General features: G+C 37.8%; 20 protein-coding genes and 4 pseudogenes. 10 read left to right on the top strand and 14 right to left on the bottom strand.

Annotated elements, in window-relative coordinates; genetic code table 11:
- Positions 1–112: 112 nt before the first annotated feature.
- The 4 genes from pgm to V3224_RS04740 form a co-directional block, all read right to left on the bottom strand.
- A complete protein-coding gene (gene pgm / locus V3224_RS04755; RefSeq protein ID WP_334468901.1) occupies positions 113–1,750 on the bottom strand; it encodes a phosphoglucomutase (alpha-D-glucose-1,6-bisphosphate-dependent) in 1,638 nt (545 codons plus the stop codon).
- A 65-nt stretch (positions 1,751–1,815) separates the two neighbouring features.
- Positions 1,816–2,355: a replication initiation negative regulator SeqA gene (seqA, locus tag V3224_RS04750; protein WP_334468899.1), complete on the bottom strand. Its 540-nt coding sequence runs from the start codon at positions 2,353–2,355 to the stop codon at positions 1,816–1,818.
- A gap of 237 nt (positions 2,356–2,592) precedes the next feature.
- Positions 2,593–3,543 carry an IS701 family transposase gene (locus V3224_RS04745; protein WP_334468896.1) on the bottom strand — a complete coding sequence of 317 codons (951 nt, stop codon included), beginning with the start codon at positions 3,541–3,543 and terminating at the stop codon, positions 2,593–2,595.
- A 15-nt stretch (positions 3,544–3,558) separates the two neighbouring features.
- Positions 3,559–4,533, bottom strand: a complete 975-nt coding sequence (locus tag V3224_RS04740; RefSeq protein ID WP_334468894.1) for an IS701 family transposase — start codon at positions 4,531–4,533, stop codon at positions 3,559–3,561.
- 266 nt (positions 4,534–4,799) lie between these two features.
- On the opposite strand from V3224_RS04740, the gene V3224_RS04735 reads away from it, so the two are divergent.
- The 9 genes and pseudogenes from V3224_RS04735 (at position 4,800) to V3224_RS04695 (ending at position 12,419) form a co-directional block, all read left to right on the top strand.
- Positions 4,800–5,780 carry a hypothetical protein gene (locus V3224_RS04735; RefSeq protein ID WP_334468891.1) on the top strand — a complete coding sequence of 327 codons (981 nt, stop codon included), beginning with the start codon at positions 4,800–4,802 and terminating at the stop codon, positions 5,778–5,780.
- Positions 5,781–6,275: 495 nt separating this feature from the next.
- Positions 6,276–6,575, top strand: a complete 300-nt coding sequence (locus V3224_RS04730) for a pentapeptide repeat-containing protein (RefSeq protein WP_334468888.1) — start codon at positions 6,276–6,278, stop codon at positions 6,573–6,575.
- A gap of 131 nt (positions 6,576–6,706) precedes the next feature.
- The gene (locus tag V3224_RS04725; RefSeq protein WP_334470295.1) at positions 6,707–7,264 is read left to right on the top strand and encodes a pentapeptide repeat-containing protein; all 558 of its coding nucleotides are present in this window, start codon (positions 6,707–6,709) and stop codon (positions 7,262–7,264) included.
- A 481-nt stretch (positions 7,265–7,745) separates the two neighbouring features.
- Positions 7,746–8,138: a hypothetical protein gene (locus tag V3224_RS04720; RefSeq protein ID WP_334468885.1), complete on the top strand. Its 393-nt coding sequence runs from the start codon at positions 7,746–7,748 to the stop codon at positions 8,136–8,138.
- The gene (locus V3224_RS04715; protein ID WP_334468883.1) at positions 8,062–9,006 is read left to right on the top strand and encodes a group II intron reverse transcriptase/maturase; all 945 of its coding nucleotides are present in this window, start codon (positions 8,062–8,064) and stop codon (positions 9,004–9,006) included. The genes V3224_RS04720 and V3224_RS04715 overlap by 77 nt, the downstream gene beginning before the upstream one ends.
- A 468-nt stretch (positions 9,007–9,474) precedes the next feature.
- The gene (locus V3224_RS04710; protein ID WP_334468881.1) at positions 9,475–10,398 is read left to right on the top strand and encodes a hypothetical protein; all 924 of its coding nucleotides are present in this window, start codon (positions 9,475–9,477) and stop codon (positions 10,396–10,398) included.
- Positions 10,399–10,413: 15 nt separating this feature from the next.
- Positions 10,414–10,818: pseudogene (locus V3224_RS04705) on the top strand (Rpn family recombination-promoting nuclease/putative transposase); the annotation flags it as partial.
- 185 nt (positions 10,819–11,003) lie between these two features.
- Positions 11,004–11,258, top strand: a complete 255-nt coding sequence (locus tag V3224_RS04700) for a hypothetical protein (protein ID WP_334468880.1) — start codon at positions 11,004–11,006, stop codon at positions 11,256–11,258.
- A gap of 771 nt (positions 11,259–12,029) precedes the next feature.
- Entirely contained in the window at positions 12,030–12,419 is a 390-nt protein-coding gene (locus V3224_RS04695) for an autoinducer binding domain-containing protein (protein ID WP_334468879.1), read from the top strand.
- Here V3224_RS04695 and V3224_RS04690 read toward each other — a convergent pair.
- Together V3224_RS04690 and V3224_RS04685 are read right to left on the bottom strand one after the other, a co-directional pair.
- Positions 12,402–13,399: pseudogene (locus tag V3224_RS04690) on the bottom strand (IS701 family transposase). The gene V3224_RS04695 and the pseudogene V3224_RS04690 sit on opposite strands and share 18 nt — an antisense overlap.
- 114 nt (positions 13,400–13,513) lie before the next feature.
- The gene (locus V3224_RS04685; protein ID WP_334468878.1) at positions 13,514–13,732 is read right to left on the bottom strand and encodes a hypothetical protein; all 219 of its coding nucleotides are present in this window, start codon (positions 13,730–13,732) and stop codon (positions 13,514–13,516) included.
- Between the two features lie 946 nt (positions 13,733–14,678).
- Here V3224_RS04685 and V3224_RS04680 point away from each other — a divergent pair.
- Positions 14,679–14,789, top strand: a pseudogene (locus V3224_RS04680) (PipA/GogA/GtgA family type III secretion system effector); the annotation flags it as partial.
- A 291-nt stretch (positions 14,790–15,080) separates the two neighbouring features.
- Here V3224_RS04680 and V3224_RS04675 read toward each other — a convergent pair.
- The 8 genes and pseudogenes from V3224_RS04675 to kdpF all read right to left on the bottom strand — a co-directional run bounded on the left by V3224_RS04675 (position 15,081) and on the right by kdpF (position 25,254).
- Positions 15,081–15,812, bottom strand: coding sequence for a CDP-diacylglycerol diphosphatase (locus V3224_RS04675; protein WP_334468877.1), 732 nt, complete (start codon positions 15,810–15,812; stop codon positions 15,081–15,083).
- Positions 15,813–16,134: 322 nt separating this feature from the next.
- On the bottom strand, positions 16,135–17,109 hold the full coding sequence (locus tag V3224_RS04670; protein WP_334468876.1) for an IS701 family transposase: 975 nt from the start codon (positions 17,107–17,109) through the stop codon (positions 16,135–16,137).
- Between the two features lie 273 nt (positions 17,110–17,382).
- Positions 17,383–18,066 (bottom strand): two-component system response regulator KdpE, encoded by a 684-nt coding sequence (gene kdpE / locus V3224_RS04665; RefSeq protein WP_334468875.1) that lies wholly within the window; start codon positions 18,064–18,066, stop codon positions 17,383–17,385.
- Positions 18,063–20,770: pseudogene (gene kdpD / locus V3224_RS04660) on the bottom strand (two-component system sensor histidine kinase KdpD). Before kdpD ends, kdpE begins: the two are co-directional and overlap by 4 nt.
- 9 nt (positions 20,771–20,779) lie before the next feature.
- Positions 20,780–21,373: a potassium-transporting ATPase subunit KdpC gene (gene kdpC, locus V3224_RS04655; RefSeq protein WP_334468874.1), complete on the bottom strand. Its 594-nt coding sequence runs from the start codon at positions 21,371–21,373 to the stop codon at positions 20,780–20,782.
- 13 nt (positions 21,374–21,386) lie between these two features.
- Entirely contained in the window at positions 21,387–23,435 is a 2,049-nt protein-coding gene (gene kdpB / locus V3224_RS04650; RefSeq protein ID WP_334468873.1) for a potassium-transporting ATPase subunit KdpB, read from the bottom strand.
- A 10-nt stretch (positions 23,436–23,445) separates the two neighbouring features.
- On the bottom strand, positions 23,446–25,149 hold the full coding sequence (gene kdpA, locus V3224_RS04645; protein ID WP_334468871.1) for a potassium-transporting ATPase subunit KdpA: 1,704 nt from the start codon (positions 25,147–25,149) through the stop codon (positions 23,446–23,448).
- A complete protein-coding gene (kdpF, locus tag V3224_RS29745; protein WP_148305596.1) occupies positions 25,150–25,254 on the bottom strand; it encodes a K(+)-transporting ATPase subunit F in 105 nt (34 codons plus the stop codon). It abuts the gene before it with no gap.
- Positions 25,255–25,463 lie beyond the last annotated feature (209 nt).

Genomic DNA, 25,463 nt, shown 5'->3' with positions numbered 1-25,463 from the left:
TTGATCATTTAGTAATACATTGAACAGCAGCAAACACCTGGCTAGTCTGAAAAGCACGCTTTATATACCCCCGGAAGGATGGGATTTTACGGTGCAATGGATAATAAACTGCTCAATCTGCAATAACTTGATTAACAATCTGGATAGCTTCCTGTTCAATCAAATTAAGATGCTCCTTACCACGAAAACTTTCACAGTAAATTTTATAAGCTTCTTCAGTACCTGATGGTCGTGCTGTGAACCAACCATAATCTGTTATTACTTTTAAACCACCAATCGCTGCGCCATTGCCTGGCGCTTTGGTTAAACGGGCAATAATCGGATCACCGGCCAGCATATCTGCAGATACCATTTCAGCGGACAATTTAGCTAAACGTTGTTTTTGTTGATGGCTAGCTTTAGCCTGGATACGACTATAGCAAGGTTCACCAAAAAGGTGAGCAAGTTCTTGATAGCGCTGCTGCGGGTTTTTCCCTGTCACCGCCGTCATTTCAGCGGCTAACAAACAGAGAATGATACCATCTTTGTCGGTCGTCCATGGCGTTCCATCAAATCGTAAGAAAGCAGCACCAGCGCTCTCTTCACCAGCAAAACCATACTTACCCTGATATAAACCATCAACAAACCATTTGAAACCAACCGGTACTTCAACTAATTCACGTCCTAAATCTGCAACCACACGATCGATCATGGCACTGGAGACTAATGTTTTGCCCACCGCAACCTCTTTTTTCCATTGAGGGCGATGGCGAAAGAGATAATCGATAGCACCCGCGAGATAATGATTTGGATCCATCAATCCCGCTGGCGTTATAATTCCATGACGATCATAATCCGGATCATTAGCAAAAGCTAAATCAAATTTATTACGCAAATCCAATAAGCCTTTCATCGCCCAGCGCGAAGAACAATCCATCCGGATCACACCATCATGATCTAAAGGCATAAAGCTAAATGTTGGATCTATTTGTTCATTAACTAACTCTAAATCGAGTTGATAATATTCAGCAATGCGTTTCCAATAATCTATTCCGGCGCCCCCTAACGGATCAACACCTATTTTTAATCCAGCTTTTTTAATCGCAGCCATATCAATAACATCACTCAAAGCAACCACATAAGGCTCAACAAGATCTTGTTGTTGATAGTGAGGATCTTTAATAGCGGCCTGATAATTGATACGTTGAATAGCTGATAATTGATCGGCAATAAATTGATTTGCTCGGCGTTCAATTTCAACCGTTAGTGCTTCATCAGCCGGGCCGCCATGGGGTGGATTATATTTGATGCCACCATCTTCTGGAGGATTATGTGAAGGCGTGATCACAATACCATCGGCTTTTGCTTGATGCTGACGATTATAATCCAATATAGAGTGAGAAATAGCGGGAGTTGGTGTAAAACCATCGTCTTGTTGCGCGATGACTTCAACGCCATTCGCGATCAACACTTCAACAACCGTCATAAAAGCAGGCGCGGATAAAACATGAGTATCTTTTCCCACTAAACAAGGGCCAGTAATTCCATTTAATCGACGGACTTCAATGATTGCTTGGGTAATCGCTAAAATATGTTGCTCATTAAAACTATGACGACAAGCACTACCACGATGACCTGATGTACCAAATTTAACGCTATGAGCAGGATTTTTTACTTGCGGTTGTAGTGAATAATATTGTGCGACCAACTGTTCAACATTTATTAAATCACTTTGTTGGGCAGATTGCCCAGCACGTTTATGTAATGCCACTTATTTCTCTCCGCAGCAACAGCGGTACACATAGCAATAATAACTAAGTGACCAATAATATTTGTTTAAATCGTACCACATACCTTCTCAACCAATTCAACAGGAAACTTCATATCTTGCATAATTTGTTCAATCATATTGCGTTTACGATTGGTGTTGGTATTGGTAATTACCCAAAAAGACGTATCGGGTATTAGGCGAGGTTTTGTCTGCTTACCACTGGCCAATAAGGTCTGTTTATCGTTAGCAAAATAAATGCGCGTCCTCCCATGGGTTGATTCTGTTGCTGCCAAAAAAGCTTGTTTATTTAAATTGTATAGAGTGGATAAAATAAGCATAAAGCGATCAATCGCTTTGCTTTTAGTTGCATAATTGTTGGAAAGCAATAAATCATGTATCACTCTTGCTGCATCATGGGAAAAAACTGCTTTATCTTTTTTCACTCCTACCGTTATATTACTTACGGTGACCGAGAGTGGAATATGCGACTGACTAACGTCAAACCCTAATAGACGTCGTAATATAACCGATGCATTTTCACCTATATGCTGGGTATGACTAGCGATATAGCGGTAAAGTTCTTCGTCAACTTCAATCGTTTTCATGTTATTTCAATCTGTTTTAATTAAAATTACCTGCCAATTATAAGATATAAACTTAAAAAACAAAACAATGAATATTTCAATTACTTAAGCTTAGTCTTTTAATAAAAAAGTTTTTTGTCTTGATTCTCAATGAGTATAGAAACAGCTTAATAACTTTACCTTACGATGAATAAAGATATCTTTATTGAAATCGGACATTAGTCACATTATTTATATAAACACGAGTTTCGCACAAAACTAATTTGGGTACGCTAATAAAACACGGATTTGCTCAGTAATAGCACTTTTGATTACGTCCCAATTTTGTTGATAAAGGGTTATTTTTTCAGATATACGACGTTTATGTTGTTCAAACCACGCAGAAATAGCGAGAAAAATATGATTTCTTTGCGCTCGGCTCGTGCGAGCCTGACAGCGTTCAATACCACAGTTTTGTTTAACTTCTCGATGATAAACTTCAACAGACCAACGGGCATCCATGATAGATTTGAGGTATTGACGGGTGGGATTCTCTTTGTTTGTTACTATGTAATCAATACGGCCGTTTTTGGCTGTAAATTTGAAAACGGTTACCCAACCATATCCTCGCAAGTGTATTGACGTTCCTTCTTCTGAGATGTCTAACTTGTTCAGTTGTTTGTTATGGTTAACAATCCTATTTTTCCTCAGCGTGGTTACCCAGATCCAACCATGAGAGCGAATTGATTTCAGGTTATCCAGGCTAGAATACCAAGCATCCATCACTACGGCTTCTGGCATGATCCCTCTTTTTTTAGCAAGAGTGAGCATTTCGGAAAAGTGCGTGTTTTTTGTTTTTCCATCAGAATCTTTATCATAAATACGATAATTGATAGGAATTGATTCAACCTTCGTCAGATCATGCCAAAGCAAATTAACTAAACCTATGCCAGCAATAACATCATGTTCATTACCTGAATATTGATAATGGACCATCACTATTTTTTTACTACGTGTTTTGGCAATCAATGTATCATCGGCAATTAGTACGCAAGGGCTTTTTTTGTCTATAGAAGGTTCAACTAATCGCCATAGGTCTTTAGGTCTAAAACATCTACTTTTTAGCCATCGGCTAACAGTGTCATGAGATAAAGGCGATGGGCTTACTTCTGATAACGCTAAACCAGAGTATCTTAAACTGCTTACTTGTAAGAATGTTTTATAGATCACGAGTTTCGCACAAAACTAATTTGGGTACGCTAATAAAACACGGATTTGCTCAGTAATAGCACTTTTGATTACGTCCCAATTTTGTTGATAAAGGGTTATTTTTTCAGATATACGACGTTTATGTTGTTCAAACCACGCAGAAATAGCGAGAAAAATATGATTTCTTTGCGCTCGGCTCGTGCGAGCCTGACAGCGTTCAATACCACAGTTTTGTTTAACTTCTCGATGATAAACTTCAACAGACCAACGGGCATCCATGATAGATTTGAGGTATTGACGGGTGGGATTCTCTTTGTTTGTTACTATGTAATCAATACGGCCGTTTTTGGCTGTAAATTTGAAAACGGTTACCCAACCATATCCTCGCAAGTGTATTGACGTTCCTTCTTCTGAGATGTCTAACTTGTTCAGTTGTTTGTTATGGTTAACAATCCTATTTTTCCTCAGCGTGGTTACCCAGATCCAACCATGAGAGCGAATTGATTTCAGGTTATCCAGGCTAGAATACCAAGCATCCATCACTACGGCTTCTGGCATGATCCCTCTTTTTTTAGCAAGAGTGAGCATTTCGGAAAAGTGCGTGTTTTTTGTTTTTCCATCAGAATCTTTATCATAAATACGATAATTGATAGGAATTGATTCAACCTTCGTCAGATCATGCCAAAGCAAATTAACTAAACCTATGCCAGCAATAACATCATGTTCATTACCTGAATATTGATAATGGACCATCTCTATTTTTTTACTACGTGTTTTGGCAATCAATGTATCATCGGCAATTAGTACGCAAGGGTTTTTTTTGTCTATAGAAGGTTCAACTAATCGCCATAGGTCTTTAGGTCTAAAACATCTACTTTTTAGCCATCGGCTAACAGTGTCATGAGATAAAGGCGATGGGCTTACTTCTGATAACGCTAAACCAGAGTATCTTAAACTGCTTACTTGTAAGAATGTTTTATAGATATCTTTAATACATGGATAACCCGACAAAATATGAACACCCTGATTTTTTCTTGTTCACGAGTTTCGCACAGGCCTATAAAATTCTAGAAATGGCTTAAAAGTAATGATTAATCTGCAAGTTACTAAAACACATGAATTTTATTAAATTACAATAAGTTGTATTTGATTTATAAGGTTTTATCTATTTATATATTATGCTGAATTAAACTTAAAAATAGAGCGTTTTTTTATTGGTGCGAAACTCGTGTTGTTTTTAAATTTATACTTCTTTTTTGGAGATTGCGAAACTCGTGTTGTATAAAAATAGAGAGGTGGACTATCCAAATCAGCAGGGCAAGATAAGCACATTACTTAATATCGATACAATTTTTGAACAACAAAACCAGCATATTGTGGATGTTTTTAAGCAAACAGAACACGTTCTTTTACCTCAAGCATTTAATGCTCTCAGCGAAGAAGAACAAATATTTTTGCAACGAGCAGAAATAAACCAGGTAAAAGTTGAATACAATGCCAGGGATAGTAACATTCATTTTCTACCACCCGGTGTAGCTGGATTAGTTGCTAACAATGGACTTATTATTCATATTCCTGATGCCACTGATATGCTTATGTGTTCCTTTAATGGAGAAGAACGGATTTATGCCTTAGAAAAAGAGCAAAAAATGGGCAACTATAAATTATCGCGCGTTGACCGTAACAGAGATTTAATCTTTGACTTAATAAAAGATCATAAAAATCCTCGCTATAACAAAAATTTCGCCTTGAAGATCCACTCTCCTATTTTGCTAAAAAAAACAGATGAACAGCCAAAAATGGCGTTAGAAAAGTTGGCGGAAATACGTAGTAATAAGCTGTTTATAAAATTCCATGATGATGGTTATCAGAAAACCACTCGGCAAAAAGTAGACGATTTTTTCTTAAGTCTTATTCCTTTTTACACCTGCATTAATGAAGCGCAAAAAGGTAATGTTAGGGAATCTATTGCCGCCGGTATATTTGATATTTTAAGTTTTTTACCATTTTTGGGTAAAGGACTGCAAATTGGTGGGCGATTTAGTATTGCAATGGGGGAAGCAACGACTCAAGGACTCAAAATCGCAGCAAAACAGGCAACAATTGCGCAGTTCTTAAAACAAGGAGGTAAGCAGTTTATCAGCGTTGGTATCCCCCATATAACAAAAAGTGTACCACCAGAAGCCTACATTGGATTAGGTATAGATTTTTTCGCAGTGCAGATCCAGGGTTTGAATTACTCACATCTGGCGGCATAAAAGGTATCAATAGTTTAAAAAATACGGCGTTAAAATTAAAACCAAAAATTAATGGCTTAACAAAGCTAGCAGAAACTCTGGAAAAGCAGGTAAAAAATTTTCCGGTAACACCGGCTAAATCATTTAAAATTGAGACCGCTTACCGCACTGAGTTAAAAAAGAAAGTTTTTGTCGTTAATATTGGTAAAAAACAGGGTAAAGATATCTTTGTTCAGATTAATTCAGAAACCGGAGCCCTGTATGGTCGTAGATATCTTAAAGACGATGTGGGTAATCTAACATTAGCGCCTATTTTAATACGAGAACGACTTTATCATCTGAAAACGCAAGGTCTGGGTGGAATGGGTTCTAAAATGGTGGATAAATTTGGGGGTGGGTCATCTGATGTTTTTTTAACTGGATCGACAGAGGAAAAACTCGGATGCATTAAAAAAATCATTAGCTAATCGAAATGATAATTCTGTTATTGATTTATCGGGAGCAAATTTAAGCGATATGAATCTTTCATCTCTTTTTAATGGTAAAACTAACCTCTCATTAGCGAACTTATCCGGCGCTAATCTAGAAAAAGCGACGCTACAAAAGGTTAATCTAAAAGACACTAATTTGCTGCAAGCTAATCTGATTGGTGCAAAAATGGATGGTAGTAATCTAGCCAACGCTAAGCGGAAGGGTGTTAAAATGATGGAAGCTGACTTGACGAAAGCTATCCTGACAGGTGCTAAAATGACGGGAGCTGACTTAAAGAAAGCTAAACACGAGTTTCGCACCAATAAAAAAACGCGCTATTTTTAAGTTTAATTCAGCATGATATATAAATAGACAAAACCTTATAAATTAAATACAAATTATTGTAATTTAATAAAATTTATGTGTTTTAGTAACTTACAGATTAACCATTGCTTTTAAGCCATTTCTAGAACTTTATATGCCTGTGCGAAACTCGTGCTAAATTAATAAACGTCAATCTAGCTCTAGCTCATCTGGCATATGTTAGATTGGTAGAAGCTAATCTAAAAGGGGCTAATCTAAACATAGCTAATCTAAATAACGCTAATTTGTTTCAGGCTAATTTGGTCGGTGTAAAAATGGATGATAGTGATTTAGTCGGCGCTAATCTGATAGAAGTTGACCTGACAGGCGCTAATCTAACTCGGGCTAAGCTGGGAAACACCATATTAATTGACGCTAATTTAACCAATGCTAACTTAATGAACGCTAATTTAGCTCACGCTGATTTGATCGGGGCTAATTTAACCAATACTAATCTGACAGGAGCTGACTTGATAGGCGCTAACTTAAGTAAAGTTGACTTCAGTAATGCCATTTTAAAAGAGCTAAATATTAATGCTGCTAATTTTTCAGATGCCATCCTAAATAATACTTTAACTTTATCTCTTCCAAAAATATGGAATGATGATAGCTTAGGTGTGCCACGAATGCACCCTGAGGCAAATAAGGGTGCAATGCTGTGCGAGAGATGAGGGTCGGCCCCTCGGAGGCGGTGTCCAGACGCAGCCTTCAAACTACCCTGAGCTGCTGCTGTTAAGAGCGGTGGTGGTGGGCGTCAGGGAAAAGGCGCAGTCAGATGCGTCATGTATGTGTTGTGATGATGAACGAAAGTGAACTGTAGATGCAGTGTCGAAAGGAACAAGATGATGTCAAAAACGCGCTTTCTAAGCGGTGCGTGATAAGTCCAGCGGTTATCTGGTTACTGGCTGGTCGGCATCCGGCATATAGACAGCATGAGCATAACACAGGCTCTGGCATGGAACGTGGGAACCTGTCGTCCCGATGCGAAGGGAGCGGCGTCGAACAGAAGCCCTGTGAGCGCCTAAGTACCAATGCGGGGCACAGGGGCAGATGGTTCTGTAGTAGTGATGAAACGCCTGTAATGGGCGTGGAGCGAAGGGGGCCAGTCGTTGGGGCTGTATTACAGGTCAACCGCGCAAGCGGGAGGAGCCTGTGAGCCAGTCCAAACCGTTTGCGTTATCTAGACAGGCTGTCTGGTGCGCGTACAAGAAGGTAAAAGCCAACAAAGGCAGTGCCGGAATCGATGGTCAGTCGATCGAGGAATTTGATAAGAACCTCTTGGGGAACCTATACAAAATCTGGAATCGAATGGCTTCGGGCAGCTATATGCCGCCAGTAGTTCGGCGTGTTGAGATACCAAAGGCGACGGGTGGAACGAGACCGCTGGGGATACCTACGGTCTCTGATCGCATCGCGCAGATGGTGGTCAAAAACATGCTGGAGCCGATTCTGGAGCCACTATTCCACGATGACTCCTGGCTACCGCCCACACAAATCTGCGCACGATGCCCTGAAGCTAGCCCGGCAACGATGCTGGCGCACTGACTGGGTGCTGGATGTAGACATCAAAGGGTTCTTCGATAACATCGATCATGAGCTCCTGATGAAGGCGGTGCGCAAGCACACGGATTACAAGTGGGTGTTGCTCTACATTGAGCGATGGCTGACCGCTTCGGTACAGATGCCGGATGGGACTGTGCAGACAAGGGATAAAGGTACGCCTCAAGGGGGCGTCATTAGTCCGTTGTTGGCAAATCTGTTCCTGCACTATGCATTCGACATGTGGATGAAACGGGAATTTCCTGTCGTCCGGTTTGAGCGATACGCTGATGATATTGTCATCCACTGCAAGAGCCATGCGCAGGCAATGATGTTGCGTGGCAGGCTCAGAGCGCGCCTGGGTGAATGTAAGCTGGAAATGAGTCCGGGCAAGACGAAAGTCGTCTACTGCAAGGACAGGGAAAGAACGGGGGCATATCCTGAAATCAGCTTCGACTTTCTGGGCTATACATTCAGGCCAAGAAAGTCATTATCGAAAGAGGGAGAGCTGTCAGTGAATTTCCTGCCAGCGATAAGCGCCAGAGCTGCGAAGGCAATCCGGCAGACGGTACGGGGCTGGGATCTGAGTCACAAAACTCCGTTGTCTTTGGAAGTAATGGCACGCTGGCTCAATCCCATGTTACGAGGTTGGATTAAGTATTATGGACGCTTTTATCGGTCAGCGATGGACTGTATAGCCAGTCATATAGATCTGCACCTTGCGAAATGGGTCGCCCGCAAATATAAGCGGGTACACGGTAGCCTGGCTCAGGCATATGAATGGTTGAGAAGGATACAGAGCGCTAAGCCCTGTCTGTTTGCACACTGGGAAATTTGTACGCGGCGTGAACGGTCAACGACAAGAGCCGGATGACGGGAGACTGTCACGTCCGGTTCCGTGGGAGCGCAGGGGGGAAGTTCCCTTGCGCGACCAGATATATTACACTTAATCACTTTAACAATCAAAGTAGTTTATTAACGAGTATCAATAGTATTGATAATAAATATAATGAACTAAAAATAAAGTTGGCCTGCCAGTTAATTACTTCGTTAGAAAAATCTAATGCAAATCTTATTAATGTCACATTACCATTACTAGACATTTTTGGCAAAACGTCATTTATGACCAATGGGTATACTTAGTCATTTTGTTAATACACTAACGAGTAATTATCTAAAAAATCTTTCACCAAATTTACTCAGTTTGCTAGAAAATCGTTCTACAATAACAATAACAATAACAATAACAATAACAATAACAATAACAATAACAATAACAATAACAATAACAATAACAATAACAAACCTATTTCTTAATTATTTTGACCAACATCCACATCTAATGGTTTCTTCTGAATTTAATAGTAACTTTATTCAAGTCTTATTGGCAGCCAGAACTCAGGGTATTGATGCAGGCCACAGTCTGTATGAAAAGTATCTCAGTATGCCTGAAATTCAGCAACAACTAAAGCATGGAGATATTAAAGAAATTTTTGGTGATTACAAAGGCAATGCAGACTGGTCAGATAACAATGCGCAAAATTTTCTATTATTATCAACGACACCTAACAGAGTACTAGTTGCTTCTGAAAATATTTTATCACAAATGCTGCATCCGGGTCTGGATACTAAGTGGGATCACGTTTATCTTTTTCAAGATGGAAAATGTTTAAGCCCAACAGAATACAGTTTGAAGCAATGTTACAACGAAAGTTTTCCCCTTTTTGCGCCGCACTTTTCTTATAGCTTGAATCAATCAAAATTTTATCAGTTGATCGAGACCTTAGATTTAGGTGACCAGCTTAAATCGTTATTCATAGATGCCACAAAATCTAAAGCCTATGCTACAAAACTAGTGGATGACACTTATCAACAGGAATTAAGTGAAGTTTTCTCTCGCGTACTTGATTTAAAACAAGGTTATATATTGAATGATGAAAATTACAACCGGATTATGAAATTATATGATTTAACGTCAAGTACAGATAGGAGAAAAGCTGAACATCTTTTTTCGTTATCTGCAGTTTTCATTTCACCCGTTATTCATCTGATGCTCAGATATTATGCTTATGCCCTAATGGAAAAAGCTCACACAATTGATCCAACACTGATTGGTCAGGATAAATTCAATGATTGGAAAAATCGACTACTCGGGACAAATAAAGCCTTCACTTGTACAGCGGTTTTATCTGACATAATGACTGGTTATGCCATAAAACACTATAATGATGTTTTAAAAACAATCCAACCACCAACCTGGCGATAATTATCAATGGCACTATTGCAACAGTGCCGTTTTATTGAATCAGACCTGCGTAGTCAATGCTCTGATATGCTCTATTCTGTGCAAACTACAACAGGAAAGGGGTATATTTATACTCTCATTGAACATCAGAATAAGCCGGAAAAATTGATGGCTTTTAGGTTGTTAAGATATAGTGTGGCGGCTATGCATCGGCACCTTGAGCAAGGTAATAAAACGTTGCCGGTCGTGATACTGCTGTTGTTTTATCAAGGTAAAACTTCACTCTATCCTTACAGTACTTAATGGCTGGATTGTTTTGCTGATGCGGAACTGGCAAAATCTGTCTATATGCAGGTATTTCCGTTGGTTGATATCAAAGTGATCCCGGATGAGGAAATTTTAACCCATCGACGAGTGGCGCTCATGGAACTAGTACACGAGTTTCGCACCAATAAAAAAACGCTCTATTTTTAAGTTTAATTCAGCATAATATGTAAATAGATAAAACCTTATAAATTAAATATAACTTATTGTAAATTAAATAAATTTATGCATTTCAGTAACTTGCAGATTAATCATTACTTTTAAGCCATTTCTAGAATTTTATAGGCCTGTGCGAAACTCGTGTGGTACAGAAACATATCAGAACCCGCGATATGCTAGAATTTAGTCAGCAGATAGCTGATTTATTAAATCAGTATGCAATGGGGCCGGAGTTGTTTAAGGGATTAATATATTATATTGTTGAGCGGGGGAATACTTCTCATGCAAAACAATTTTTGCATCAGATTGCGGAAAAAGCGAAAGCGGATGATTATCGGGAGGTCGTAATGACTATTGCAGAACAGCTACGTCGAGAAGGCGAAAAAAAGGCATTCTGAAAGGAATTCAAAAAGGAAAAATTGAAGGCATTCAAGAGGGTATTGAGAAAGGAAAACGGGAAGGTGAAAAATAAGCTTCGATGAATATTGCCTGTCAGATGCTTGAAAGCGGTATCGACAGAAAATCTATTATGAAATTCACTGGATTAACAGAGCCTGAATTAAGAAACCTATTTTAAAGATTAAAGATCTATCACAAAGGAATTATGGTGATATTTTTATCTAATATTGGACGACTGATATTAATCAGATTGCTATCGTAAAATGTTAAACAAATCTTATTAATAGAAATTCACAGGTTGAACAAAAATTGAATGTTTATTCAAAAGATAGGGCGCGAGAAATTAAGCCTACATGCGACAAAACACCCCTTGTTCATCGAAAAAGCTATTTTTGTAAATCAATTCCGATTAGTATGACAATAAATTACATTAACAGTGATGTGGTAGAAATGGTTTTTGTTAAACTTCTTTGCAAGAAATTTCCCCTTACCGTTAGTCAAGGGGAAAAATTCATTTTACCAAAAACGATACTGAGCAGGGATTTTTAGCTAACAATGTCTATCAGTCTAAGTCAGAGATCTCATCAATCATTAAGGAATTTTAAGAAAATATCATCATCATTTACAATAGGAACAAATTTAATGCCTAAAAAATTTTTTTCAAATACTGAAAAAAATAATTACATCAAGCAGCATCTGGATAAACAATTAGCGAAATATGACAAGGTAAACTACGTCTACGCTGTGATGAATAAAAAAACACAGATGACATGATTATTATTAGTGATTTATCTGATGATCTTGTTAATAACTATCTTAATAAAAAAACTCAAGACATTGATCCGGTCATTATTAAGGCATTAAATCAGGTTTCGCCTTTTTCTTGGGATGAAAATATTAAAATTAATTCCATATGGCCAGTTAAAAAAGTCTTTGAACCAATCAAAACACTTAATATTATCGGGCATGCTTTTGTTTTGCATGATCACCTAAATAACTTAGCGATACTATCTCTCTATATAGATAAATTTTTAATAAAGGATATTAATTTTTTTATTAATGGTAATAAAGATGAGCTTCAAGGACTTTTAATTCATACCCATGAAATGTTGATTTCACTATATCACGAGTTTCGCACAAAACTAATTTGGGTACGCTAATAAAACACGGATTTGCTCAGTAATAGCACTTTTGATTACGTCCCAATTTTGTTGATAAAGGGTTATTTTTTCAGATATACGACGTTTATGTTGTTCAAACCACGCAGAAATAGCGAGAAAAATATGATTTCTTTGCGCTCGGCTCGTGCGAGCCTGACAGCGTTCAATACCACAGTTTTGTTTAACTTCTCGATGATAAACTTCAACAGACCAACGGGCATCCATAATAGATTTGAGGTATTGACGGGTGGGATTCTCTTTGTTTGTTACTATGTAATCAATACGGCCGTTTTTGGCTGTAAATTTGAAAACGGTTACCCAACCATATCCTCGCAAGTGTATTGACGTTCCTTCTTCTGAGATGTCTAACTTGTTCAGTTGTTTGTTATGGTTAACAATCCTATTTTTCCTCAGCGTGGTTACCCAGATCCAACCATGAGAGCGAATTGATTTCAGGTTATCCAGGCTAGAATACCAAGCATCCATCACTACGGCTTCTGGCATGATCCCTCTTTTTTTAGCAAGAGTGAGCATTTCGGAAAAGTGCGTGTTTTTTGTTTTTCCATCAGAATCTTTATCATAAATAAGATAATTGATAGGAATTGATTCAACCTTCGTCAGATCATGCCAAAGCAAATTAACTAAACCTATGCCAGCAATAACCTCATGTTCATTACCTGAATATTGATAATGGACCATCACTATTTTTTTACTACGTGTTTTGGCAATCAATGTATCATCGGCAATTAGTACGCAAGGGCTTTTTTGTCTATAGAAGGTTCAACTAATCGCCATAGGTCTTTAGGTCTAAAACATCTACTTTTTAGCCATCGGCTAACAGTGTCATGAGATAAAGGCGATGGGCTTACTTCTGATAACGCTAAACCAGAGTATCTTAAACTGCTTACTTGTAAGAATGTTTTATAGATATCTTCACGAGTTTCGCACCAATAAAAAAACGCTCTATTTTTAAGTTTAATTCAGCATAATATGTAAATAGATAAAACCTTATAAATTAAATATAACTTATTGTAAATTAAGTAAATTTATGCATTTCAGTAACTTGCAGATTAATCATTACTTTTAAGCCATTTCTAGAATTTTATAGGCCTGTGCGAAACTCGTGATATATAGTAATGACGAAAGGCATGTGGATGATATTGCTCAAGTCCGTCTATAAACGCTACGGCTTTCGAATAGTCTGCTCCACACACTTTGCGTAACTGGTTATCAATTTGAGTAAGTTCTTCTTTTGGCATTGGCATAGATTCAGGCCGGAAATAGACCAAAGCACCAGCATCATTTTCTGTCACGAGTTTCGCACCAATAAAAAAACGCTCTATTTTTAAGTTTAATTCAGCATAATATATAAATAGAAAAAATCTCATAAATTAAAAATAACTTATTGTAATTTAAGTAAATTTATACGTCTTAGCAAGTTACAGATTAATTATTGTTCTGAAGCCATTTCTAGAATTTTATATGCCCGTGCGAAACTCGTGTCTGTAAGAAGTATGCCGCCATATCTGCATGCAAGGTTAACGTATATACGAAAAAAATTCCGCAATACATCAATAAGACTATCACGGTCACGACCTGGAAATATAAGCTTGTGTACCGGTTCTTCAGAAAAGGCCGTCGCTAGAATATCATTGACGTTTTCTAAATCAGTATTTTTTGCGTGTCTACATTTCATTATTGTTCCTCATCATTAAAATATAATAAAAAGCAATCTTATCTTATTATTTTTTAAATAATAATGAGATTAAAAAAGAACAATAATGAAAGTAAAAAAGGAAAAATTATTTTAAATAAAATAGAAATGTTAATATATCATAATAGATGATAAGATAATTCAGTTGAGTTAAATCTATTTAACTTAAATCAATGCGCATATATCAATAAAAACTATTTTGGCGTTGGGGAATAATTTTTCTATTAATTTATTTTATGTTTAATTTTTTATTTTCTTTTTGATTAACATTTAAATTTATTTTTATAAATGGATTTAAAACACCGTCAAAATAACGGTGTTAAATTCAATTTTTATTTTATTGTAGTGACGATAAATTTTTTGCGCATAGGGTAGAGATTTTTAATTGCGACCCCCCACTACTCAAAACGATTAGTACAGTTACAGCGATCTCATTTTGCCATCATTTGAGATCCCAGTGCGTTTAATCAACTTGTAAGTTGATATCTTAGTCATGTCAAATTCAAGTTTTCGATATTATTTTTTAGGTTATTTGTTTGAAATATTATGAAATAGTTCATTTATTAACAATGCTTACCGATGATGAAAACAGCCAGCATATCAGAGAGCCTATTGTCGAGTATACCAATATTATTCTTAAAGAAATGGGGAGATAACAAACTGGCAAGGTTTAGCTATCAATGACTGATTTCTGCGGGAGAGCTTGTGTTTTTACCTTTTGTCATTTAACGCATTAATAATGAGATTATATTGCGTTATTAATGGGTCATGTTTAATTAAATTATATGAATAGAAAACTGTCAGTTTAAATTTTAGCTATTATCTCACGTTAATAATGAAAAATTAATATAAGGAAATTATTCTCATTAAAAAATAAATAATTAAAATTGCTGGATATATAAAAATATATTTCCTTGGTTTATATAATTATAACTATTGATTCTATGTTATTGCTCTGCAAGTTCACATTCATGATCCTGAATCCGTTCAGCAGATACTCCTTTGGACTTTGTTCCTATCCCTGCTAAAATAATGAAGGTGTCTGAATTTCTATTAATCAGCCCAACTCCTGTATATTCTAATTTGCCTTGTTCTTTTTTTACTTTCTCTGCTACAGATTTAAATAGATTGCTATTCATTAATTCAGTTAGACTTATTTTTCTGTAATAAAAAGAATAAGGTGGTATTGTTATCTGTTTTTTAGACCAGTCTGTATCTATTTCTCTTTCTGGTATTTTTGATATGATTTTATTTGCAGAATTAGATAAGCATGATATATGAATATGGTCCTGACTACGAGCATTTTTGGCGTTTAATGTTAATGAAATAAAACGTTCCTTAATCGGCTTACCAAGTCGTTCTGTCAAAAATGTTTTTGCCAGCCATGCGTTATAAAGGTAATTTGGTGAATTGTTTTTTTGTAATTTATCATCCTCAATACCCGTTACTTTGTCAGTTGGTAATAAAAGATATTGATATTTATCATTATCAACTTTGTATATCGCAATTTTTTCATTGATATCAACCAGGCTGCATGGTTGATAAGTGTCTTTATTAATGTATCCCGGTACACAATTTTCATTTATTTTATGCCATAAAAAATTTCTGTCAGCATGTGCTGTATTTTCAGTATGTATTAATACAACCAGTGAAAAGAATAAACATTTTGAATAATTCATTTTTTAAATAATCCTTTATTTAAAATAAAACTTATTTATAGTTATACCCGTATCTAAATTATATAACTTAAATAGTGGTGGGGAAACAATGGAAAAGTAAATTTTCTGTTACAATAATAGTGAGAAGTTAAGAATGGAGCTGAGTATTAGTCGCTAAAACATAAAAGGGGTTTAGCAGATTGATTTATTGTTCCTGTAGTGGAAACTGATGTTTATATAACATAGACAAGATTTTCATTTCTTATAATAAAATTTTTCCTGTCTGGTAAATTTTAATTCCCAGAATTGCTTTATTTGATTCTAACACGAGTTTCGCACAAAACTAATTTGGGTACGCTAATAAAACACGGATTTGCTCAGTAATAGCACTTTTGATTACGTCCCAATTTTGTTGATAAAGGGTTATTTTTTCAGATATACGACGTTTATGTTGTTCAAACCACGCAGAAATAGCGAGAAAAATATGATTTCTTTGCGCTCGGCTCGTGCGAGCCTGACAGCGTTCAATACCACAGTTTTGTTTAACTTCTCGATGATAAACTTCAACAGACCAACGGGCATCCATGATAGATTTGAGGTATTGATGGGTGGGATTCTCTTTGTTTGTTACTATGTAATCAATACGGCCGTTTTTGGCTGTAAATTTGAAAACGGTTACCCAACCATATCCTCGCAAGTGTATTGACGTTCCTTCTTCTGAGATGTCTAACTTGTTCAGTTGTTTGTTATGGTTAACAATCCTATTTTTCCTCAGCGTGGTTACCCAGACCCAACCATGAGAGCGAATTGATTTCAGGTTATCCAGGCTAGAATACCAAGCATCCATCACTACCGCTTCTGGCATGATCCCTCTTTTTTTAGCAAGAGTGAGCATTTCGGAAAAGTGCGTGTTTTTTGTTTTTCCATCAGAATCTTTATCATAAATACGATAATTGATAGGAATTGATTCAACCTTCGTCAGATCATGCCAAAGCAAATTAACTAAACCTATGCCAGCAATAACATCATGTTCATTACCTGAATATTGATAATGGACCATCTCTATTTTTTTACTACGTGTTTTGGCAATCAATGTATCATCGGCAATTAGTACGCAAGGGCTTTTTTTGTCTATAGAAGGTTCAACTAATCGCCATAGGTCTTTAGGTCTAAAACATCTACTTTTTAGCCATCGGCTAACAGTGTCATGAGATAAAGGCGATGGGCTTACTTCTGATAACGCTAAACCAGAGTATCTTAAACTGCTTACTTGTAAGAATGTTTTATAGATATCTTTAATACATGGATAACCCGACAAAATATGAACACCCTGATTTTTTCTTGTTTTTAAATTTATACTTCTTTTTTGGAGATTGCGAAACTCGTGTCTAACTTAAATTAATTATCCGAAATAAGAGCAGATCGGTTAGGTTCTATATTAATATCCCTTTGACATCCCCTTGCCCTATAGGGCCGGAAGGGTGTTAATCTATAAAGGTCACATAATAGATTTGTTGGGTTAAATATTGATAAAAGCAGTGATAATGCAAAATTAAGTGCATTATCATAATAAAGATAAAGTTGATTTTTATTAAGGCATAAAGCGGTAGCCAATTCCAGTTTCAGTCAGTATGTGTACTGGTTGAGTTTGATCGTCTTCCAATTTTTGCCTTAAATGTCCCATATAAATACGTAAGTAATGATTATGTTCAACATAGTTAGGACCCCATATTTGCCGTAGCAGATGACGTTGAGTTAACACTTTGCCGCTATTAGCGATAAATTCACTGAGCAAACGAAACTCAATTGGAGTAAGGTGGAGTTCTTGCTGATTTTTCGTTACTCGTCGATTGATTAAATCAACACTAATATCACCAAATCGAAATATTGGGTCTAGCTGATTTTTACGTGCATAGCGGCGTAGGGCAACTCTCACTCTGGCCAGTAGTTCACTGATGCCAAATGGCTTGGTTAAATAATCATCTGCACCGGCATCCAGCGCCATCACTTTATCTGTTTCATCTGCCCGTGCCGACAATACTAATACTGGAATATGGCTCCATTGGCGTAAGTCACGGATCAAATCAATACCGTCACCATCAGGTAAGCCAAGATCGAGGATCAACAAATCCGGCTTGCGGGTTGCTGACTCGATTAGTCCTCGCTGATAGGTTTCTGCTTCATATACACGAAAATTTTCACCTTCTAATGCCAGTTTGACAAATCGTCGTATCTCTTTTTCGTCTTCAATGATTAAAATATTGTGCTGGATCACTCCGTTTCAATTCCCTCTTCTATAGTAGGAACTTCTTTTAAAGGTAAAACAAAGTGGAAAGTTGCTCCACTTTTTTTGTTATTCTCCGCCCAAATTTCGCCATTGTGCAGCTCAATAATCGCTTGGCAAATGGCCAGGCCTAAACCCACACCAGGAATGGAAGATTCTTTTTTAGCTCGAGAAAATTTATCAAAAATAAATTCTTCCTGTCCTTCCGGTATGCCGATACCTTTATCCCAAATTTCAATATGGACATATTTACCTTGAGGGTAGGCATCAATGCCAATAGGAGAGTTTTCAGCTGAGTATTTAATTGTGTTTTCCAGTAAATTAATGATCACACGTTCGAGTAAATTGGCATCGCAATAAAGTAATAGATCAGCAGGAACATTAATTTTAGTTGGATGGCTTTTTAATGCATATTCGAGAGAACGTAATGCGCTACCGATAATTTCTTGTAATGATTCCCAGGTAAGAGTTGGTATAATGCCACCGGACTGGATCCGCGCCATATCTAGCAGATTATTGACTAATCTTGAGGTACTTAGGATTTGCTGACGTATTTGGTTAACCTTTTCGGTATGAGGTGAATGTTCAGCACTTAATTCTAACATCAATATTTCTGTTTGGCCAAATATTACTGTGAGTGGGGTCCGCAAATCATGAGAAAGTGCTGCCAATAAAGAGTTTCTCAGTTGTTCGCGTTCAGCATCCAGTTTGGCAGATTCTGCTTGTCTAGCAAGTTGTAATCGTTCAAATGCATTGGCAATCAAGCCGGTAAAAGTTTGTAGCAGTCGTTGCTGTTCCGGGATCAGTAATTGACGCAAATTTTGTGGTTCGATAGCTAATATGGCTAAAGTTTCTTTTGAAGTCGCAATCGGTTGTAATTGATAAGGCACGCTAGGTAATGTATCTGTTCCGGCACCCGCTGGTTGATTTTTATCAAAGCTCCATAATGCAATTGCTTGATCAATTTGCACTTGACCATAGTCAGCCAGTTTAAGCGGAACCAGTTGTTGATGATCATTGGGTAGCAACAGACTGACTTTTGCTTTAAAGGCATTGGAAAGGAAATGATAACCTGTTTTTGCAATATCAATTTCATTATTTCATTCAGAGCTCGGCTTAGCTCTTTGGTCATTTCATAAAGATGGCAAGTCCGTTGTTCACGATAACGAGCGACTTTAGCTTGATAGCGCATACCAGCAGCGAGATTACCTACTAAAAGACCAACAACCAGCATGACAATGAAGGTTATCAAATATTGCATATCAAAAACAACAAAGGAAAAATGGGGCTGGACAATAAACAGATCAAAACCGATAACATTAATAAATGCAGCAAAGATGGAAGGATTTCGGCCATACAGCAGAGCGATAATAACAATCGCTAATACATATACAGTGACAATATTAGCTTGATCGAAATTAAGCAAAAAGCGATTAGAAAATAGGGTGATGGTAATACATAACAGAGCGGCGAACAGATAACCCTGGATATTTCCTCGCCATTTGTCACTTAGCGGCCGGCGTTCAGTCTCCTTTTCCCATGAGGTACTTTCATCCAGTGCAATGATAATCAGATCTAAATCAGGTCCTAACTTGCCTAAGCGTTCAGCAAAATCAGGGCGAATTTTACAGTTTAGTAGTCTCCACGTTTTATTTTGCTTACGACCAATAATAATTTTACCTAAGTTATGCTCGCGAGCATAATCTAAAATAGCCTTTTCTTCATTTGTATCAGCCAGGGTTGAGGTTTCTGCGCCTAAATTTTGCGCCAATTTTAGTGCTTTGAGAATAGCGCGTCGTTTCTCCTCAGCTATGGTATGTAATTTAGGGGTTTCTACATACACGGCATGCCAACTACAACCCAGCTTAGCGGCAAGTCTGGCTGCCGATCTAACCAATTTTTCATTTCCTATGTTGTGACCAATGCAAACTAATAAGTTATCGTGAGTATGCCAAACTTGAGAGTAACCTTGGGTATCGCGGTATTCACGCATTTGATTATCGACACGATCGATGGTACGTCTTAGTGATAACTCCCTTAGGGCAATTAAGTTGCCTTTACGAAAGAAATGTTCAATTGCTCGTTTGGCTTGTCCGGCAATATAGACTTTTCCTTCATTCAGCCGTTGGCGTAGGTCGTCAGGTGGTAAATCGACTAAAACAATTTCACTGGCTTGGTCAAAAATATGATCAGGTACCGTTTCACGCACGAGAATACCGGTAATACTGCCGACAATATCGTTTAAACTCTCTAAGTGTTGTACGTTGATGGTGGTTAAAACATCAATACCGGCATCTAATAACTCTTCAACGTCTTGCCAGCGTTTAGGATGACGACTGCCATGCGGGTTACTAAAAGCTAATTCATCCATTAAAATAATGGCCGGGTGACGTGCTAAAGCACCGTCAATATCAAAGGTATTAATTTTACGTCCGTGGTAGCGGATCCGTTTTGTTGGCAGTTGTGGCAAACCTTCCAATAACGCAGCAGTTTCTGATCGATTGTGCGTTTCTACCACACCAATGACAACATCAAGCCCTTGAGACCGAAGCCGTTGGGCTTCTTGTAGCATTGCATAGGTTTTTCCTACTCCAGCGTAGGCGCCGAAGAAGATCTTTAAGTTGCCGCGAATTTTTTCATTGGCAATACTCAATAAATCTTCTGGGGTAGGGCGTTTCGGTTCCTGGCTCTCCATCTATCAACCTTATTGTATTTTTGCATTCTCAGATTGTTCAAGTACATCAAGAGCTATATTAAGTTTAAGCACATTAACGACAGGTTCACCTAAGAAACTAAAGAAAGGTCGTTCGGTGTTATCGGTAATTAAGTGTCTAATTTTATGTAAAGCGAGTCGGCGCACTTTAGCAACTCTAGCTGCTTGATAATATGCTGCACTTGGTGAAATATGAGGATCTAATCCACTGGCTGAAGCCGTTATCAGATCGACAGGAACGGGCACGTTATTTTGATTATTGAAAATTTTAATTTGTTGAGAACGAACAGCAAACTGTTTTTGCAATTCGGGATTATTGACCGCCAAGTTACTGCCACTGGAGGCTAATCGATTATAAGGGCTATCAGGCGTTGCTGATGGCCGCCCATGAAAATATTTAACATCAGTAATCGATTGGCCAATCAGTGCCGAACCAATAGTACGGTTATTCTTTTCAATCAATGAGCCTTTAGCTTGATAATTAAAGAAAGCATTTGATAAACCAGTGATAAATAATGGATAAACAATTCCGGTTGTGATAGTTAGAAAAATGAATAACACAAATGAAGAACGTAACACATTCATATTCAATACCTTATTAGGACATAAACAGGCTAAGCAGTAGATCAATCAACTTGATACCAATAAATGGTATAACTAAACCACTTAATCCATAAATCCATAAATTACGGCGTAGTAATGCTATTGCACTCATCGGATGGTAACTAACACCTTTTAGCGCTAATGGGATCAGAGCAACAATAATTAATGCATTAAAAATAACTGCTGACAGGATCGCTGAAGAAGGCGAGTGTAATTGCATGATATTTAATATATTAAGCTGAGGATAGGTCACTGAAAAAGCGGTAGGAATAATGGCAAAATATTTGGCAATATCATTAGCAATACTAAAGGTTGAAAGAGAGCCTCTGGTCATCAACATCTGCTTACCAACATGAACGACTTCGATAAGCTTAGTTGGATTTGAGTCAAGATCGACCATATTACCGGCTTCTTTTGCTGCTTGAGTGCCAGAATTCATGGCAACAGCAACGTCGGCTTGTGCCAGAGCTGGCGCATCATTAGTACCATCACCTGTCATAGCAACTAGGCTCCCATCTGCCTGATATTGGCGGATCAATGCCAGTTTAGCTTCAGGGGTTGCTTCGGCCAGGAAATCATCAACACCGGCCTCAGCGGCAATGGCTGCCGCCGTCAAATGGTTATCACCGGTGATCATCACGGTTTTAATTCCCATCCGGCGCATTTCAGCAAAACGTTCTTTGATGCCTCCTTTTATAATATCTTTTAAGGCGACAACCCCAAGAATTTGTTGATTCTCAACAACAACTAATGGTGTTTCCCCTTTACGGGCAACTTCTTCGACTAATTTTTCTGTTTCAGCTGGGACTCTGGCATGACTGGTTTCCAAATAACGACGAATAGAATCGGCTGAGCCTTTTCTGATCACTCGATCACCCACATTTACGCCACTCATACGTGTCATGGCAGAAAAGGGAACAAAAGTGGCATTTAATGCCTGTAGATCACGTTCACGTAAATTAAACAATTGCTTAGCTAAGATAACAATGCTACGTCCTTCTGGTGTCTCATCAGCCAGTTGTTGCTCTGAAACACCTTTAATGGGTAAGAATTTAGACGCTTGGCGATTACCTAAGGTAATAGTACCTGTTTTATCGAGCAATAAGACATCGACATCACCGGCTGCTTCTACAGCGCGTCCACTGGTTGCGATCACATTGGCGGCTAACATTCGGCTCATACCGGCAACGCCAATTGAAGAGAGTAATCCGCCGATCGTAGTCGGGATCAAACAAACTAATAACGCAATCAGTACCACAATAGAAATTGGGCTACCGCTACCATTGATTTCAGCGCTAAATAAACTGAAAGGATAGAGGGTTGAACAGATTAATAGAAAAATAATTGTTAATGCAGTTAATAGTATGATTAAGGCGATTTCATTAGGTGTTTTGCGTCGTTGAGCACCTTCAACCATCGAAATCATGCGATCAAGAAAAGTTTCACCAGGATTGACCGTACATTGGATAATTAACCAATCAGATAGTACCCGCGTTCCTCCCGTTACTCCCGTTACTGAAGAAAAATCACCGCCAGACTCTCTAATAACAGGGGCTGATTCACCGGTAATGGCACTCTCATCAACGGAAGCTCCTCCTTCAAGTACTTCACCATCGCAAGGAATAATTTCGCCCGCTTCAACCAGTACGATATCGCCTTTTCTTATTTGATCAGAGTTAATTTTCTCTTTTGCTGCCTGATAATCGGCACTGGCTAAACGAGCAGTAATGCTTTGTTTTTTAACACCTTTAAGGCTAGCTGCTTGCGCTTTACTGCGCCCTTCAGCCAATGCTTCGGCAAAATTAGCAAATAGAACGGTAAACCATAACCAAACCGCAATAATGCCGGTAAATAGCGTACTGTTGTCAACTGAAGGTGTGAATAATTGATAAAACCAAATTAATGTCGTTAATATACTACCGATATAAACGATAAACATAACTGGATTGCGCCACTGAATTTGTGGCGCACATTTTTTAATAGCGTCAAATAATGCTTGGTGGATCAATTTACTATCAAACAATAGGCTGATATTTTTGTTCATTTATATTCCCTTATTGGACGGAATGCCAAAGTTGTAAATGTTCAGCAATTGGTCCAAGTGCCAGGGCAGGCAAAAAAGTGAGTGCACCAATAACGAAAACAGTTAGTATTAACAAGCCAATAAAGAGTGGGCCATGAGTGGGTAATGTGGCAAAGCTCTCGGGCTGGCGCTTTTTCCTTACTATAATACCCGCAATAGCCATTACTGCAGTAATTAAGCCAAAACGACCGACAAACATAACAATACTCAACGTAATATTATAAAATAGGTTATTGCTATTTAATCCTGCAAAAGCGCTACCATTATTATTCGCAGCTGAGGAAAACGCATAAAGAACTTCACTAAAGCCGTGAGCGCCAGGATTTAAAATAGCACTGCGTCCTGCTTCGGTAAAAAGCGCCAGTGTTGTTCCTAGCAATGTTAAAGCGGGGGTGATTAAAATAGCGATAGCGGTTAATTTCATTTCCTGAATTTCGATTTTTTTCCCCAGATATTCAGGCGCTCGACCTATCATTAAACCCGCCAGGAAAACGGCTAGCATAACAAATAGTAGCATGCCATATAACCCGGAACCTACGCCACCAAATACCACCTCACCAAGTTGGATAATCCACATTGGTATCATCCCGCCCAATGCAGTAAAAGAATCATGCATGGCGTTTACTGCACCGCAGGAGGTTGCTGTTGTGATGACAGCATAGAGTGCCGAATTTAAAATCCCAAAGCGACTTTCTTTACCTTCCAGATTAATATTACTGTTAGCACCTGAAAGCATCAATTGTGGGTTACCTTGCATTTCTGCGTAAACAACGATAGCGATAGCAAGAGTGAAAATGATCCCCATTGTCCAAATTAATGTTGTACCTTGCCGACTATCACCGACCACGCGGCCAAATGCAAAACAGAGTGCAGTGGGAATTAAAAGAATGGCAATCATTTGGCTAAAATTGGTTAACGCGGTAGGATTTTCGAAAGGGTGTGCTGAATTGGTGGCAAAAAATCCACCGCCATTAGTACCTAATAATTTGATTGCTTCCTGCGAACCGACGGGTCCCATTGGGATAATTTGGTTTTGGGTTTGTAATGTTTCTACCACTAGATACGGCGAAAAATTTTGTAATACACCTTGGCTGACAAAAAATAAGGCAAAAATAATCGCCAGTGGTAGTAAAAGATAGAGTGTAATGCGAGCAATATCTATCCAGGCATTGCCCAGCGTTTTTACCCCCTGGCGGGCAAAGGCGCGGATCAGCGCAAAAGCTACTGCAATACCGGTAGCAGCAGATAAGAAATTCTGTACCGTTAATCCCGTCATTTGACTAAAATAACTTAAGGTGTGTTCTCCACTATAGGCTTGCCAATTAGTATTGGTGATAAAACTAATTGCGGTATTAAGTGCAAGATCCCAATTTAGATTGACAAATTTTTGTGGATTGAGCGGTAGATTGTATTGATTGATTAATAGCAGAAAGAGAAATACGCCACCAATAACGTTAAACAGCAGCAGCGCAGTAACGTATTGTCGCCAATTCATTTCATGTATTTCACCGCCGGGTTTGCGCAACCGACAGCAACTCCATAAGCCGGATTCTATTTTGAAAACCCAGATCGGTAAATCACTTTCAATCAATAAAGCGATATAATTTCCTACAAATTTAGCGATAACAAGCAGGAGAATTAAAAAACTGGCAATTAATAAAGCACTACTTACCATTTAAAAATCCTCCGCATGAGTAAGCGCATAAATCAAATAGAGAAATAATATTCCAATTAGAATGATCCCTGTGATAGAAAAGATGGACACAGTTTGTCTCCTCATGATTTTAATGTACTAAGCTTAAGTCTTTCAATGCAAAGAATCTGATAAAAAGTCTACTCATAGTGTAAAAATAGTATAAAAATACCAATATAATAGTTTGTCTGTTATTACTATTATCGCTATTTTTTGTTACAATAAATAAACTATAGTTAATATAATGTTTATTTATTGTAATAATGACTGCTTTTTTATTGTTTAATAAGCAAATA

It is taken from the genome of Arsenophonus sp. PmNCSU2021_1, assembly GCF_036919435.1.
GTDB lineage: Bacteria > Pseudomonadota > Gammaproteobacteria > Enterobacterales > Enterobacteriaceae > Arsenophonus > Arsenophonus nilaparvatae.
The sequence above is the reverse complement of the archived record's forward strand: the minus strand, read 5'-3'. Positions and strand labels throughout refer to the sequence as shown.

What these genes read in the sequence shown, in the direction of transcription:
- seqA (WP_334468899.1), bottom strand. Translation starts at nt 2,355, where the DNA reads ATGAAAACGATTGAAGTTGACGAAGAACTTTACCGCTATATCGCTAGT.
- V3224_RS04730 (WP_334468888.1), top strand. Translation starts at nt 6,276, where the DNA reads ATGAATCTTTCATCTCTTTTTAATGGTAAAACTAACCTCTCATTAGCG.
- V3224_RS04715 (WP_334468883.1), top strand. Translation starts at nt 8,062, where the DNA reads ATGACTCCTGGCTACCGCCCACACAAATCTGCGCACGATGCCCTGAAG.
- V3224_RS04710 (WP_334468881.1), top strand. Translation starts at nt 9,475, where the DNA reads ATGGTTTCTTCTGAATTTAATAGTAACTTTATTCAAGTCTTATTGGCA.
- V3224_RS04695 (WP_334468879.1), top strand. Translation starts at nt 12,030, where the DNA reads ATGATTATTATTAGTGATTTATCTGATGATCTTGTTAATAACTATCTT.
- V3224_RS04675 (WP_334468877.1), bottom strand. Translation starts at nt 15,812, where the DNA reads ATGAATTATTCAAAATGTTTATTCTTTTCACTGGTTGTATTAATACAT.
- kdpC (WP_334468874.1), bottom strand. Translation starts at nt 21,373, where the DNA reads ATGAATGTGTTACGTTCTTCATTTGTGTTATTCATTTTTCTAACTATC.
- kdpB (WP_334468873.1), bottom strand. Translation starts at nt 23,435, where the DNA reads ATGAACAAAAATATCAGCCTATTGTTTGATAGTAAATTGATCCACCAA.
- kdpA (WP_334468871.1), bottom strand. Translation starts at nt 25,149, where the DNA reads ATGGTAAGTAGTGCTTTATTAATTGCCAGTTTTTTAATTCTCCTGCTT.
- kdpF (WP_148305596.1), bottom strand. Translation starts at nt 25,254, where the DNA reads ATGAGGAGACAAACTGTGTCCATCTTTTCTATCACAGGGATCATTCTA.